General features: G+C 42.6%; 11 protein-coding genes. 4 read left to right on the top strand and 7 right to left on the bottom strand.

Features of this window, described 5'->3' with window-relative positions; all coding sequences use genetic code 11:
- Positions 1–81 precede the first annotated feature (81 nt).
- From BM090_RS12575 to BM090_RS12550, 6 genes are all read right to left on the bottom strand, one after another.
- On the bottom strand, positions 82–2,646 hold the full coding sequence (locus BM090_RS12575) for a hypothetical protein (protein WP_143083966.1): 2,565 nt from the start codon (positions 2,644–2,646) through the stop codon (positions 82–84).
- 204 nt (positions 2,647–2,850) lie between these two features.
- The gene (lpxB, locus tag BM090_RS12570) at positions 2,851–3,972 is read right to left on the bottom strand and encodes a lipid-A-disaccharide synthase (protein ID WP_091513477.1); all 1,122 of its coding nucleotides are present in this window, start codon (positions 3,970–3,972) and stop codon (positions 2,851–2,853) included.
- 31 nt (positions 3,973–4,003) lie between these two features.
- Positions 4,004–4,423 (bottom strand): 6-pyruvoyl trahydropterin synthase family protein, encoded by a 420-nt coding sequence (locus BM090_RS12565; protein WP_091513474.1) that lies wholly within the window; start codon positions 4,421–4,423, stop codon positions 4,004–4,006.
- A gap of 85 nt (positions 4,424–4,508) precedes the next feature.
- Complete coding sequence (locus tag BM090_RS12560) at positions 4,509–5,483, bottom strand: FecCD family ABC transporter permease (RefSeq protein ID WP_091513471.1); 975 nt, start codon at positions 5,481–5,483, stop codon at positions 4,509–4,511.
- Between the two features lie 40 nt (positions 5,484–5,523).
- The gene (trpD, locus tag BM090_RS12555) at positions 5,524–6,516 is read right to left on the bottom strand and encodes an anthranilate phosphoribosyltransferase (RefSeq protein WP_091513467.1); all 993 of its coding nucleotides are present in this window, start codon (positions 6,514–6,516) and stop codon (positions 5,524–5,526) included.
- Positions 6,517–6,706: 190 nt separating this feature from the next.
- Positions 6,707–7,357, bottom strand: coding sequence for a TetR/AcrR family transcriptional regulator (locus BM090_RS12550; RefSeq protein WP_091513464.1), 651 nt, complete (start codon positions 7,355–7,357; stop codon positions 6,707–6,709).
- A gap of 286 nt (positions 7,358–7,643) precedes the next feature.
- Here BM090_RS12550 and lptC point away from each other — a divergent pair, with 286 nt between their 5' ends.
- The 4 genes from lptC to BM090_RS12530 all read left to right on the top strand — a co-directional run bounded on the left by lptC (position 7,644) and on the right by BM090_RS12530 (position 11,986).
- Complete coding sequence (lptC, locus tag BM090_RS12545; RefSeq protein ID WP_091513461.1) at positions 7,644–8,177, top strand: LPS export ABC transporter periplasmic protein LptC; 534 nt, start codon at positions 7,644–7,646, stop codon at positions 8,175–8,177.
- A gap of 87 nt (positions 8,178–8,264) precedes the next feature.
- Entirely contained in the window at positions 8,265–8,912 is a 648-nt protein-coding gene (locus BM090_RS12540; protein ID WP_091513606.1) for a polysaccharide deacetylase family protein, read from the top strand.
- 13 nt (positions 8,913–8,925) lie between these two features.
- The gene (locus BM090_RS12535) at positions 8,926–9,297 is read left to right on the top strand and encodes a VanZ family protein (RefSeq protein ID WP_091513458.1); all 372 of its coding nucleotides are present in this window, start codon (positions 8,926–8,928) and stop codon (positions 9,295–9,297) included.
- A 70-nt stretch (positions 9,298–9,367) separates the two neighbouring features.
- A complete protein-coding gene (locus BM090_RS12530) occupies positions 9,368–11,986 on the top strand; it encodes a T9SS type B sorting domain-containing protein (protein ID WP_091513454.1) in 2,619 nt (872 codons plus the stop codon).
- Positions 11,987–12,197: 211 nt separating this feature from the next.
- Here the strand turns inward: BM090_RS12530 and BM090_RS12525 are convergent, their stop codons facing one another.
- Complete coding sequence (locus tag BM090_RS12525; RefSeq protein WP_091513450.1) at positions 12,198–15,152, bottom strand: serine hydrolase domain-containing protein; 2,955 nt, start codon at positions 15,150–15,152, stop codon at positions 12,198–12,200.
- Positions 15,153–15,214 lie beyond the last annotated feature (62 nt).

Raw genomic sequence — 15,214 nt, 5'->3', positions numbered from 1 at the left:
TAAAATTAAATAATTTTTAGCATAAAAAAAGGTGGTTTACTACGAATGTAAGCCACCTTTCGGAAAATATTACTGTATTTGTTAAAACTTACGCTTTAATTTGATATTACCTTGAATAGGAGGGTTTGAAACATTGCCTGCATCATCACGGAATTTAGCATAAATAATACGAGGACCATCTTCATTTCCTTCCAAAACATAATTTGCTTTAGTTGGAGAATATGGTTCCCATTTAGCTCCAGTGAATGCAGCCGAACCTGAAATCATCATTTCTTTAGCACCATTTGCAGAGAATTTTAAATTAACTTTTTTCTCTTTGTTGTTGCTAAACTCTGCGCCGTCATCAATTACCAAAGTTCCTGGGATTGGAGCTGTGCGGTCAAGGCGAATAGAATCGCTTGCCGTAGCAGAGATATTTCCAGCTTGGTCTTTGAACTGAATATAAACAGACTTATTTCCGTCTCCTCCTTCTAATATGAGGGGTTTAGTTGTGATAAAAGTTTCCCAGCCTTGTAAGCCTGGAGGGAAGCTCGGATTCTGGCTAATACGCATTTGTGTGGCATCTTTCGCCGAAATTTTTAAGTTTACTTTCTTTTCTATCGAACGAGTATAAACGGAGTCGCTGTTAATAATAATCTTCGGTTCGGTAGGTGCTTTTCTGTCCATTTTAGTTTTGGCATTAGCTACCGCAGAAATGTTACCAGCTTTGTCTTTATATTTTACATAAACCGTTTTTTCACCGTCTTCGCCATCAAGTACCCAGTCTTTTTTTACTGGAGCAAAATGTTCCCAGCTTGCACCTGTGAATTTATCGTTATTGCTAACCATTACATATGCAGGGCTTTGATCAGCCGAAAGAGTTAGTTTTACTTTTTTATCTGCATTGATAATCCAAGGCGCATTATCTTCTATGATAATTTTCGGTGAGCTTGGCGCTATTTTATCAAATGTAATTTTGTCGAAGGCTAGTTTGCTTATATTTCCCGCTTTGTCTTTAAATAATGCGTAAATAGTTTTTTCCCCTTCATACATATCTAATTGATAATTAGATTCGGATGTATTGTACTTTTTCCAAGCTCCGCTATTGGTTGCTGGTTGATTTAAGTAAGATAATGGGTTGAGTGGAGTATTGCTCAATATCATAGTTTCTGCTTCTGTAACATCTATCTGAATATTTACTTTACCAGCAGGATTAGTTGTATAAGCAGAATCATTATCTATTACGAATTTATTAACGATAGGTGGCTTTGTATCTTGGATGATTTTATCAGAGAAAATCTCAGATTCATTGTCTGCACGATCTTTAAATTTGACATAGACTGTCTTTTCTCCGTCTTCTCCCTCTAATGTCCATTGATTTTTGATCGTCGTATAACCCTCCCAACTAGCACCTGCAAAATCAGGCTTGTTGCTAATCATCATCTGAAATGGCTCGCCTTTGGCTTCTAGCTTCAGATTAACTTTGTGTTGTGGGTTAATTGTATATTCTTTATTATCATCAATTTTTAAAAGACCATTTGTAGGGCCTTGTCTATCAAGGATAATTTTGGTTATTGCAGGGATTTTAGTACGGTTGCCTGCCTCGTCGCCAAAATAAACTTGAATTGTTTTCTCTCCGTCTTCTCCATCAAGTGTAATTTCTTTTACAGTTGCGTATGCTTCTACTCCTTCTACTTTTTTAGTAGCAACAGCAGGCGTAGTTGTTTTGCCTTTGTTTGTGCCAGTTTGTGGTGTTGTGGGTGCTACAAGAGCTGGAGGTGCAGCAGAACCTTGCACTACTATCATTTTTGTTGCACCAACGGAACTGATATTCAGCGTTATTTTTTTGTCTTTTGAATTACAAACAAGTCGGCTTATATCTTGCTTAACACCATTGCCAATAGCAATTTTTACCGAACCTATTGATGGTTCTTTAATATCTAAACGAATTGTATCTTGTACCGATTCTGAAATATTACCAGCCTCATCTTTGAATTGTGCATAAACTGTTCTCCGACCTTCTGGGGGGGTAGGTGGAGCTAAAACAAAATCTTTGCTTGGAGAGTAATTTTCAAAATTAGGATTTCCCGCAAAGTTTGGGCTATTAGAGATGCGCATTGTTTTGGCATCTTTTGCATTAATTTTGAGCTTTACACGCAAGGCGGGGTCGATGCAGTATTGTGCATCTTCATTGATGACAATGGAAAGGTCTGAAGGAGGTATTCTATCCAAAGTAATAGATGATGATATAGCTTCCGACTCGTTACCCGCTGGGTCTAAAAACTTCACGAAAACATTTTTTACGCCATCTTCTCCGTCAAGTACCCATGGCTTCATTTGTAAATAATGCTCCCAGTCTTTACCTGCAAAACTTGGTTCGTTGCTTACCATCATTTTGTAGCGTGTAGGATCTGGGCGTTGGAGGCTGATGATTAAGTTTACTTTTTTATCCTTATTAGTTGTAAACTTAGCCCCATTATCTATCTTAATAGACCCAAAAGCAGCTACAATTGCTCCCGAAGGTTTGCCTAGTGTTGTGGCTGGTGTAGCTGTTTTTTTTTGGTCGTTGGGTTTTTGTTGGGCTACTGCATGCTGCCAATTGCTTAGTAGCATCGTGCCCGAAAAGGCCAACATGATGAAAAATTGGGTAGAATTATAATGTTTCATATACCTGCTTTTGTAGAATTAGCGCATAATTATAGTCAGGAAAATACATCTTTTCCAAAAAATGACCGAAAATAAATAAGTGGTTATATATAATAATATTAAATTTCTGGCTTGTAATGCTGTTTTTAGGTCTTAATCTTTGATAAGAGATTATTTTTGACACATAAAGTACAAATATATTACATTTGTATTTCAAATGCAATATCAGTTGGTCGCGCCACTTTCCTTTAAGTATTTTATAATCAGTTTGGCTGTTTTTTCAGATGCGCCAGCCTGCCCTATTGTCTCTTTAATTTTTTTGTATTCAGTTAATTGCTGTGTTCTGGCAGGGCTTCCACTAAGCAATTTTTTTAACTCGGCAAGTAGGTTATTCGGGGTAAAGTCATCTTGAATAAGTTCTTTTACGACTTCTTTATCTGCAATTAGATTTACTAAAGAAATAAAACGGACTTTGATCAGGCTGCGAGCTATCCAATAGGTAATGACACTTCCTTTGTAACAAACTACTTGCGGTACTTCAAACAAGGCCGTTTCCAACGTCGCCGTACCTGATGTAACTAACGCAGCTTTAGCTTCTTGTAGTAGGTCATAAGTTTGGTCATAGACAATAGTAATGATGTTGCGACGGAATTGTTCGTAGTATTTTTTGGGAAAATTGGGTACGGCCGCCACTACAAACTGGTAATCTCCGAAGCTCGGAACAATGCTTACCATGTAGTGCAACATCTGCTCAATTTCTTGCTTGCGGCTGCCTGGCAAAATGGCAATAATCGGACGTTCGTCCAGTCCGTTTTCTTTCCTAAAATTCGGATTGGGTGAAAATGCAGCGACCGAATCGTTTATTGGATTGCCCACATAATCAACTTCGTAGTCAAATTTTTTGTAAAAATCTTTTTCAAAAGGCAAAATCACGAACATCTTATCCACATATTTTTTGATGTTGTTGGCTCTGCCCTGATTCCAAGCCCAGATTTTTGGAGAGATGTAATAATACGTGCGTATGCCTTGCGACTTGGTGAATTTGGCGACTTTCATGTTAAAACCAGCATAGTCCACCAAAATCACCACGTCGGGTTTGTAGGCCAAAATATCATCTTTGCAGAACTGCAACGCCTTTCGGATGGTGTTTAGGTTTTGGACTACTTCCAAAAATCCCATAAAAGCCATTTTCTCGTAGTGCATCGCGATTTCTGCGCCTGCTTGCTCGGAGAGTTCGCCGCCCCACGCACGCACTTGTGCGTTTGGGTCTTCTTGTTTAAGGCTTTTGATGAGGTTAGAAGCGTGCAAATCGCCTGATCGTTCGCCTGCAATGATGTAGTATTTCATTTAATGTTTGGGTTGTGTGATGGTGTATTGATTATTCGCCGTAGTATTCCACAAAATTGCGCGGAGTCTCGTCCAACACTAGTTTGTGCAATTGGGCATTTGGTGCGGCTGCGCTGATGGCTGGAGCTAATATTTTCCAGATTTCCATTACCAAAATCTCGCAACTGGCCATTTTGCCAATCATAAAATCCACGTCCATATTTAAGTTTTTATGGTCGAGTTTTTCGATTACCAACTCGTTAATCAATTTGCTAAGTACTTTTAAATCAATGACAAAACCTGTTTCTGGGTGCGGTACGCCTTTTACGTAAACCGTCAGTACAAAGTTGTGGCCGTGCCAGTTGTGGTTGGCGCAAGGGCCGAACATTTCGCGGTTTTTTTCTTCCGACCAGTTCGGGTTATATAATTTGTGAGCAGCATTAAAATGCTCTTTTCGGCAAACGTAAACCATTATTTTTGTATTCTTTTTTGTGTAATAAAGGAATGTTATCTAAAAACAAAAAATCTGATTTTCAGTGCTTCGCGGCAACCATTTTTTAGAAACTACTTTTCCTTTTCAGCAGCAAATATACAAAGAAAGGTATTCCCACAAAGGAAGTGATGATGCCAATCGGCAAACCCGCAGGCGGATATAACATTCTGGAAATTACGTCGCAGGCCATCAGGAACAGGCCGCCCGTCCAAGCCACCCAAAGGGCGTTGTATTTGCCATTTGCGCCCAACAAACTGCGTATAAAATGCGGAATAATTAAGCCAACAAATCCAATCGTTCCCGAAAAAGCCACCGCCAAGGCTGTGAGCAGCGTGGCTGAAATTAAAATAATACGCCGTAGTTGCCTAACCGACAAACCTAAATGCCCTGCCCTACTCTGCCCCAGCATGAGTACAAACAAATGTTTTTGGTAAATAATAAATAAAACAATGCTTACTGCCAGCGCAATTGCCAACGAAGGAAGATACGACCAACGCGCATTTTCAAAACTGCCCATTGTCCAGTAAATAATGTTACGGATTTTTCCATCGCTATCCGAAAGGTAAGAAATCAGACTAATAAAGGAGTTGGCCAAGGCCGAAATGGTGATACCTGCCAAAAGTAATTGGCTGACAGATTGATGATTGCGAGCAATAGCCACCACCAAAAGTGTTACGCCCAAAGCTCCCACAAAGGCCGCCAAAATAGGCAAATAAAGCCCTGCAAAGCTCATGGGAATAGCTCCCAAGTAAGCAATGTTTATACCCAAGGACGCGCCTGACGATGCGCCCAATGTATAAGAATCGGTCAGGGGATTGTTAATAAGAATTTGGAGTAAATAGCCGCTCAAAGCCAGCGTACCACCCGAAAGCAAAGCCATGAGCATACGCGGCAACCGCAGTTCGATGATGGCCAATTGTGCCGAGTCGGTGCTGTCGTAGTGCTGCACAATCTGCCAAAGCGTACGAAAATCCGTACTAAAACTTCCGACATGAAGCCCCACATACAGCACCGCCAGCGTAGCTACGGCCAGCAGCATAAAAAAATATAATGATTTGATTTTCAATAAAATAAAAATATCAGTTAGCCATCATTTTTTGAAAACAAGCCCAAGCCTTGCCGCTTTCCAGTGCCTCGCGGCTTTGCGATAGTGCTTCTTCAAACGAGATGTTTTTGTCTGATGCCGTATAAAGTGCCGCCGCCGCATTGGCTTCTACTGCCGCTTTTTGGGCGGGTGTGGCCTTGTTTTGTAGCACATTGAGCATAATGTCCGCCGACTCTTTTACGGTAGCCCCGCCCGCCAACTCATTGGCATTGAGCAGGTCAAACCCCAACGATTCGGGCGAAATAATTTGCTCTTCGGTGGCGCGAATGAGTTTGAAATCGCCTGTGAGCGAAATTTCATCGTAGCCGTCCAAACCATACACAATCCCGAATTGCTTGTCTGTTTGTTGGTACAAATATGCGTATAGTCGCGCTAATTCTAAGCTAAAAACGCCCACAAATTGTTTGCGCGGCTTGGCAGGATTTACCATTGGGCCAAGCATATTGAAAAAAGTTTTTACCCCTAATTCTTTCCGAATCGGCGCAACGTTTTTCATGGTTGGGTGAAAAAGTGGCGCGTGTAGAAAGCAAATGCCTGCTTCGTCCATGTTGTGGCGCAACTTGTCCGTGTCGTTGGTAAACTGATGCCCCAAAAATTCCATCACCGTAGAAGACCCACAAGCCGACGAAACGCCATAGTTGCCGTGTTTGGCTACGCGTTGGCCTGCGGCAGCAATCACAAAAGAAGAAGTTGTGGAAATGTTGAAAGTGTCTTTGCCGTCGCCGCCAGTGCCACACACGTCCATTGGGTCGTATTCGGAAAGCTCCACGGGCAAACACAAATCCAGCATGGCGGCTCTGAAACCTTCCAATTCCTCAACCGTAATGTTACGCATCATGTACACGGTCATAAAAGCGGCCATTTGAGAGGCGTTGAACTCGCCACGCCCCATGCGCGTCAGTACGTCTTGTGCCTGCTCGCGCGAAAGGCTTTTATATCCAAAAAGATAATTGAGAATAGCTTTCATAAGTTTTGTTATTGGGGGTTAGGGTAAAGATTTTAGAAAAGCCAAATACTTTGTTATAAAAATACCGAATGTTTCAAATGTAGCAAAAAACCAATAACACAGCCATTATTCCCTCAATAAAAAAGTCTGCCGAAATTGCCGACAGACTTTTTACATAGTGGAGAATTATTGAGAATTTATAACGAAAATACTATTTACTCTGTACCAGAAATTTAGCAAAATCGAAAACCGTATCTAAAGCGTTGTGTCCCATCAGGTCAAACGAAAGATTTACTGCTTTTTCGATGGCCGCATCGGTTTGTTCAAAATTGGTAGAATTGTCTTTTACCCAAAAATTTAGCACAAAAAGCAGTTGCAACCAAAGCGCATCGGCGTATTTGTCGGCCAGAAAAGCACGTTTTTGTACTTCGCCGCTTTCTACGCCTGTATTGACGATTTCCTGCACGTAGGCCACAAAACGTTTTTTGAAACCTAAATCTTTGGTAATAAGCAAGTTTTGGGAGTCAAGCAAATGCGTAACATAGCTGCGGCGCGTTTTGAGACTTTCTATCCAAGTAAAGTAAAAGGCCAGCAGTTTTTCGCGTGCGCCATATTGTTGGTACTGCGCATCGCCTTCCAAGCGCGTGAGGGTGGTCTGAAACAAATCTGCCCAAACGCTGTTTTCGATGGCCTCGAAAGTGGCAAATTCTGTGTAAAAATCAGCCTCCGAAATGCCCAATTGCTTGGCAAAAGCGTACACCGAAGCGGGGCGTTGGCCGTTGGTGAGTATGAAGTCAATGTAATTGTCACGGATTTTGTCGCGTAGGGAAGTTTCCTCTGCGGCGGCGGCTTTTTTGCTCATAATCAAATATTTATGTTGTTGATAAAAAACCTTTTGGCAACGAAGGCCTTTGTTTGTGCCTTTTTATTACCAACGGAAAATTTACGAAAAAGTTTTGGTAGCCAACAATTTATTATGTTACTAATGCTATTTTTAGCGGATAAGCGGCAGCGTTTGGCCTGAAGCCTTATTCTTTAGCATTAAAAATGTATCCTTTGTGCAAACTTTGGCATCAAGGTTGTAACTTTGCCCACCGTTCGCGGGACTACTGCTAAGACATTGTATTTCATTTTATAAAAAATATCGCATGAATTATTTGGGGCGTGGGCTGGGCGTAATGCTGTTGGCTGTGGCTTTTGGGGCGTGTAACGAACACAAAACCAAGCAATTAGATGAAATTAAAATTTATACGGGGCCTGTGGCTATTGCCGAAAATGTAGAAACGGTGTATTCGGATTCGGCGCGTCTCAAACTTATTGTGAAAGCTCCGTTGCAAACCGAGTTTCAGACAGGCGACCGCGAGTTTAACAAAGGTATCGAAATAGATTTTTTTGACCCAAAAGGTGTGGAAACTACCCATTTAACGGCCAATTATGCCCGCTACGACAAGCAAGCAGGTATTTATTTTGCCACAGGAAATGTAGTTGTGGAAAACTTTGTGGAAAAGCAAAAACTTGAAAGTGAAGAGCTTAAATTCAACCACATCGAAAAACGTATTTATACGGATAAGTTCGTGAGAATCACCACACAACTCGATATTTTGACGGGTACAGGCCTTACAGCTGCACAGGATTTTAGCAGCTACAAAATCCTCAAGCCTGAGGCGGTTATTTCTCGTTAATCCACAAAGTTATCCACATTGTTGGCTGTTGTGCATAAACTGTGGGTTTTTATTTCAGAAAAATTAGACACGCTTAGTTTTTATTTTATGTATTGGCACAAAACCAATATTTTGATCAAACGCTTTTGGCCAGAATTTGCTTGGGACGTACCCGCTGCTCCACCCAAAACTATTTACTTAACTTTTGACGATGGCCCCATTCCTGAAGTAACGGATTTTGTGTTGGAAGAACTGGCCAAACACAAGGCAAAAGCTACGTTTTTTTGTGTCGGGCACAACATCGAAAAACACCCAGACGTGTTTGGGCGTGTGTTGGCGCAAGGCCACAAGGTTGGCAATCATACGTTTAACCACCTCAACGGCTGGAAAACGGAAGAAGAAACTTATCTGGAAAATATAGAGGCTTGTCAAAAACAAATGGAAGCACAAGCTTCTGAACCACAATATTTTAGTCAAGGTAAAAAACTTTTTAGACCACCTTATGGTCGCCTTACCAACTTGCAGGCGCAAGCACTCAAACCCTATTATCGCCTGATTATGTGGGACGTGCTCACGGCGGATTTTGACCAAACCTTGTCCGAAGAAAAATGCTTGCGCAACGCCATTCGTTATACGCAATGCGGCTCAATTGTCGTTTTTCATGATAGCCTGAAAGCCGAACGAAATTTGCGTTACGTGTTGCCGCGCTATCTCAAATACTTTGGGCGTGCGGGTTGGCGTTTTGAAACTTTATAATTGATTACTGAAAATGAAAGTATTGCGTTATGGGTGGCCTGCCTTTGGGTGGGCTATTTTTGTTTTACGAATGACGCTGGCCGCGCCCAGTGGCTTGTCCCGTTTTGGTTGGTTAGTGGCTATTCCGAATGTGGATAAGTTCGTACATATCTTTTTGTTTGGCGGACAAACATGGTGGTTGGCTTGGGCTTTTTTGAAAATGAACGCGCAGAAATACGGTTTTTGGAGTGTAGGTCTGTCAGTGGTGTTCGGGATTTTGATAGAAATAATTCAGCCCTCGTTTGGGCGCAGTGCTGATATTTGGGATGCCTTGGCCGATGGCGTTGGTGCGGGCATCGCCTTTTTTTTATTTACCCAAATATTTTCAAAAAAAACAGTCAAATAGTATATTGGGCTATATTCTTTCAAACCACCTCTACGTTTAGAGGTAAGCTATATACTAAATCTATTTGTTTATGAAGAAACTTGGACTAATTCTGCTCTTCTTGCTTGGGTGGCTGAGTAATGCGAGGGCTACACATATTGTGGGTGGAGAGTTTGAACTCGTGCACCTGACAGGTAGCAGTTATCAACTCACCATGAATCTCTATTTTGATGCGATTAATGGTAGTGCGGGAGCAAAAGACCCCAATGCAACCGTATTTATCTTTCGCAAGTCGGATAATGTGTTTATGGAAAGTCATATGCTTAATAAACTTGCCGCAGAACCTTTTGTGGCCTATACAAACCCCGAATGTGCCTCGAATGCCACTTCTTTGAGTACACAAATATTAAAGTATCGAAAAACGATTTCTTTGCCTGCGACTACTTATAACAGTGCTGATGGTTACTACGTCATTTGGCAGCGTTGTTGCCGAAACAATACCATTACTAATATTCAGAGTTCTGGAGCGGCTGGCCAAGTTTTTTATATGGAATTTCCGCCTGTAACCAAAAATGGCCTTGCTTTTATTAATTCCTCTCCTACTTTGTTTCCGCCTCTTAGCGATTATGCTTGTGTCAATGAAGACTTCTCTTTTAGTTTTGCAGGGTCTGACCCCGACGGCGATTCTTTGGTGTATAGCATGATTACGCCACTTAATGGGTATAGTTCTGCTTTAGATCCCGCTCCTAATACGCCCGATCCCGCCCCTTATTCAAATGTAAGTTGGGCTGGCGGATACAGTGCAACTAATGCCCTGAATAGCCAGCCCAATCCATTAAGTATTCATCCCGTAACAGGATTGCTTACTGTGCGTCCTACATCGTTGGGGCTTTTTGTCTTTTCGATTTTGTGCCAAGAATATCGTAACGGTGTCTATATTGGTCAGGTACGCCGTGATTATCAATTGCTTGTAAAGGATTGTTTGCCTAATAATTCTCCTTCCGTACAAATCAAGAATCCTGCGACGGGTGGTTTTTATACCAATGGCGATACTATAGAGATAAAAGCAACTGACAGTCATTGTTTTAGTTTCTCGGTTAAAGATATGCCTTTGGGGTCGGACGTGAGCCAGTCCATGAAAATAAAAGCGACTCCCGTAAACTTTGTGGCAAGTCAATATCCTTTTAGCCTTACCGCTACTTCGGGTACTACTACGCAAACGAAAGATAGTATTACGACTTCCATTTGTTTTGGACCTTGTAGCTTTACCACCCAGACCGACTCTTTATTCAAAATAGATATTACGGCCACCGACGACGGTTGCAGTATCCCCAAATCTACTACCCTACGTTTGGTATTTAAAATAGAACCCACTCCCAATACCGCTCCAACCCTCAAACTCCAAACCAGCGGCAACGCCGTAAGAACCAATCGCCGCGATACGGTTCATGTAACGGCTGGACAAGCTTTTTCGGCTAATATTCGGGGCACAGATACCGAAAATGATTATTTAGTGTTGCGTTCTAACATTGTAAAATGGAACAGTACCAACGGTACGCTTTCTTTACCTACCCGAAATTTGCGAAAAGACTCCGTGGCTTCCACTTTCTCATTACAAACCAATTGCGCGGCTTCGGCTGATAGCCCTTTTATTTTTGATTTTATCTTATCCGATAGTAGTTGTGTGGCCATACACAATGACACACTTACACTGGTGGTGATCGTCAAGGAAAAACCAAATGATCAACCGACCCTCTTGGTCAATAATATGACGAACAAGAATGTTTCGGTTACTGTTATTGCTGGCCAAACCCAAACCATTAGTTTGACAGGCACTGACCCGAACGGGACAAATATACTCACACTGAGTTATTTGGAGGCGGCAGATTTAATCCTGAAAAATAATATTGCCTTTACTCCTATTTCGGCCACACAACCCGTTTCGGCTAATATTATTTGGGCACCTGCCTGTAACTACAAAGGCGATACACTCTTTACGATTCCTTTTGTTGTTACCGACGACGGTTGCCCAACCCCCAAAGCGGATACCACTTGGATTACCTTCCATGTGTTGTACACTCCGAATACTGCCCCTTCTGTACAGATTGATTATGTTAGGGTAAATGATGCAATTAGCATTTCCAATTCCGTATCGGCCATTCCTACCCAAAAAGTAACGATTGGCTTGTCGGGCATTGATCGAGAAAGAGATAATCTTACCATACGCGGTTGGATCGATGATAGTACTTCTTTTGACGCGCTCGGTGCGACACTTACCCAAAATGGCAGCCAAAGCGGGCAGCTTACCGCTACCCTCGAATGGCCAATTACTTGTGCTTTGGTACGCGACAATCCCTATCAAATCAGGTTTGAGTTAGTGGACAATGGCTGCCCAAATTTGTCTGTTATGGATTCGTCGGTTTTTGTAACGGTGAAAGACTCTGCCGACCGCGATTTTACGCACTATAACGTTACCACCCCCAACGGCGACACCAAAAACGATGTATTCCGTTTGCCCGACTTGCCACCCGACAACTGTATAAATCAGTTCGTCAGTGTTGAAATTTATAATCGTTGGGGCAAAAGAGTTTTCCGAGATACCAAACGCGATTTTGCTTGGAATGCCAAACCCGTTCCCGCAGGCACGTATTTTTATGCCATCAAATACACCAACAAATCTTATAGAGGTTGGGTTGATGTATTGCCGTAGTTCTGTTTGCTAATAAAATAAAAACAACCCCTATAGTGTCGAGAAAGACCATAGGGGTTGTTTTTTTGTTCAACTTCTGCTCTGTAGAAAGTCCTCCCCTTGGGGAGGATTTAGGAGGGGTTTGAATATTAAATACGGACAGCAGTCAGTATCCAATCGTTACTTTAATAAAAAAAGGCTTCCCTTTTAGCAAGAGAAGCCTTTGTATGGGTTAATTCGTTCCGTGTTTGCCTATTACGTTCGGGTAATTGGCCGAAATGGACTCATAGATAATATCTTGAATTTTCGGGCGAATATTGCCGCTAATCAGTTTCACATTTTCGGCATCTGGATATACCCTATTAGACAAGAAGATGAACACCAAACCATGGTCGGGGTCTGCCCACGCCGCCGTACCCGTAAAACCTGTATGTCCGAACGTAGAAGCCGAAGCCATTTTCGACACAGGCCCACCACCGCGCGGCAAAGGTTTGTCCCAACCCAGCCCGCGTCTATTGCGGTCAAAGAATTTTTTGGTAAAAACAGGCATCACCGACGGCGCAAAATACTGAATACCTCCATAATAGCCCGCTTGCATATTCATTTGCATCAATACCGCCAAATCATGCGCGTTACTAAAAAGTCCCGCATGACCAGCCACACCCCCAAACATTGCCGCGCCTTGGTCGTGTACCGTACCTTGTATGAGTTTACCTCTGAACAGCACATCTTTTTCTGTGGGGGCAATCATCGTAGCAGGAAATTTTTCCAATGGTTTAAACGTCATAGTTGCCAACCCCAACGGGTCGTAAAATGTTTGGGCATTAAACTTGTCTATGGGCATATCCAGCAGCTTTTCAGCCACACGCTTCATAATGTAAAAGCCCAAATCGCTGTATTTGTAATCATAAACACCGCGTTTGTTTTTTTCCAGCAAATCCGATTTGATAGTCCATATCCAAAGTGAATCTTCCATGGTTTTCATCGAAAAAATACCGGGGGCAACTTCGTTGGTAAACCAATTGTCTTTGCTGTTGCAGTAATACACTTCGCTCACCGACACCGACTTTATGGTTTTTTTCCAATACGGAATATAGGGCTGCAAACCCGCCTGATGCGTCAGAATATCACTAATCACAAGGCTTTCTTTGTTCGTGCCTACCAGCTCAGGCAAATAATCAGAGGCTTTGGCCATAATGTCCAGCTTGCCACGTTCGTACAAATACATGACCGCCTGCAACGTGGAAGCTACTTTCGTAATAGAGGCAATGTCATAAATCGTGCTGTCGCTTACGGCGGCTTGTGTCGTGTCGTAAGTCAAATAACCAAATGATTTATCATACACCACTACGCCATCTTTGGCCACTAATACCTGACAACCGGGTGTAGCTTTTTGCTTAATAATCAGGTTGGCGAGGCTATCAATACGCGCCAAAATATCGCCATTCATCTGTACTTCTTCGGGGTAGCCGTAGCGCAAACGGTTCAGGGCTAAAGTTGGCAAACCTGTTCCTAATTTCATGTTAGGCGCAACGGTTACGGGCAAAGTAGCTTCCGATTCGATAGCTCCGAACAGCACTTGAGGCGTTACGGCATGTGTGTATTTGTTGTCTTCATAAGCACAAACCACCGCAGGAAAATCCTTGAAGTTGCGTAAGCTGTATGGGTTACCAAATACCACTACTACTACATTGTGTTTTTCTTGTAGCTTTTTCAAGAAAGCCACTGCCGTGTCGCTGATGCCGTAGTTTCTGGACGATGAGCCATTGATTTTATGGAAACTCACGATAATCGTGCGGCGTTTGCCTTTAAAACGACTGGCCAACGTATCAAAATCTTTGCTGCGGCCAGTAGTATGAAAATGTTCAAAAGGCGCATAGTTGCTCAACATCTTTTGGAACGTGTTGGTTTTGTCTGCACCAATCGCCAACGAAGTAAAGCGTGTGGTATCTAAAGTCTTAAATGGCAACCATTTGTAATCGTTTTTGGTAATGGTAACCGCTTTGCCGTAAAGTTCTTGTACGAGAGCCTCAGACTGCGCCATGTGCAAATCTTTGTAAAGATTGCTTTGCTCAATAGGTTGGTATTTGTTCAGGCCAGCCCAATATTTGGCCGCCAAAATTTTCTTTACGCGTTTTTCAATTTCTTTCCCCTGAATGTCGCGGCCTTTCACGGCTTTTTCTATTTGGTTAATGGCCTCTGGCACATCTTCCGCGAATAATAACACGTCATTGCCAGCCAACAATGCTTTTACATCTACTTCACCGGGTTTGTAATAGCTACTTACACCTTTCATGTTGAGGGCATCGGTAAAAATCAAACCTTTAAAGCCCAGTTGTTTTTTGAGAATATTGGTAACGATATTTTTGGAAAGCGTAGCGGCGCGGTTGTTCGCTTTGTCGTAAGCGGGTACGTGCAAATGCCCAACCATAATGCTTTTTACACTATCAGCGATTAGTCTTTTGAATGGGAAAAGTTCTACCTCGTCGAGGCGTTCTTTAGAATGTTTGATAACAGGCAAAGAAATATGCGAGTCTGCGTCGGTGTCTCCATGCCCAGGGAAGTGTTTGGCGTTGGCCATTACACCATAGTTTTGCAACCCACGCATATAAGCCGAACCTTTGGCGGCCACCAATTCTTTACTTTCGCCAAAAGAACGCATGCCGATAACTGGGTTATTCGGGTTGCTGTTCACGTCCACCACTGGCGCAAAATTGACATGTACGCCCATGCGTTTGCATTGGCGAGCAATTTCGGCACCCATTTTGAAAATATAGGCGTTGTCGGCGATAGCACCGAGCGTCATTTGTCTCGGGAAGCTAATGGTACTGTCCAAGCGCATCGCCAAACCCCATTCCGCGTCCATGCCGATAAGCATTGGCACTTTGGCTTGTGCTTGCAAGTCGTTGGTCATGCGAGCTTGTCGCATAGGGCCACCCTGAAAAAAGATGAGGCCGCCTATGTTGTATTCGGTAACAAGTTTGCTTAATTCTTGTTTGTGCGCTGCATCTTTGTTGGAATAGGCCGCCACCATAAACAATTGCCCCAAGCGTTGGCGCGGGGTCAAACTATTATAGACACTGTCCACCCACTCGTGTTGCGACAGTCCCGAAGATGTCGTGTGGGCGGGAAGTGTGGCCGATAATCCTACGATAATGGCACTGGCAATGATCCATTTCTTTAACATGACCAATATAGAATACGCAAAACCTTTAGCAAAAAGGCTGCAAGTGAACACCAAAACTTACT

The organism is Flexibacter flexilis DSM 6793 (assembly GCF_900112255.1).
In the GTDB taxonomy this organism is placed as follows: Bacteria; Bacteroidota; Bacteroidia; order Cytophagales; family Flexibacteraceae; genus Flexibacter; species Flexibacter flexilis.
The sequence above is the reverse complement of the archived record's forward strand: the minus strand, read 5'-3'. Positions and strand labels throughout refer to the sequence as shown.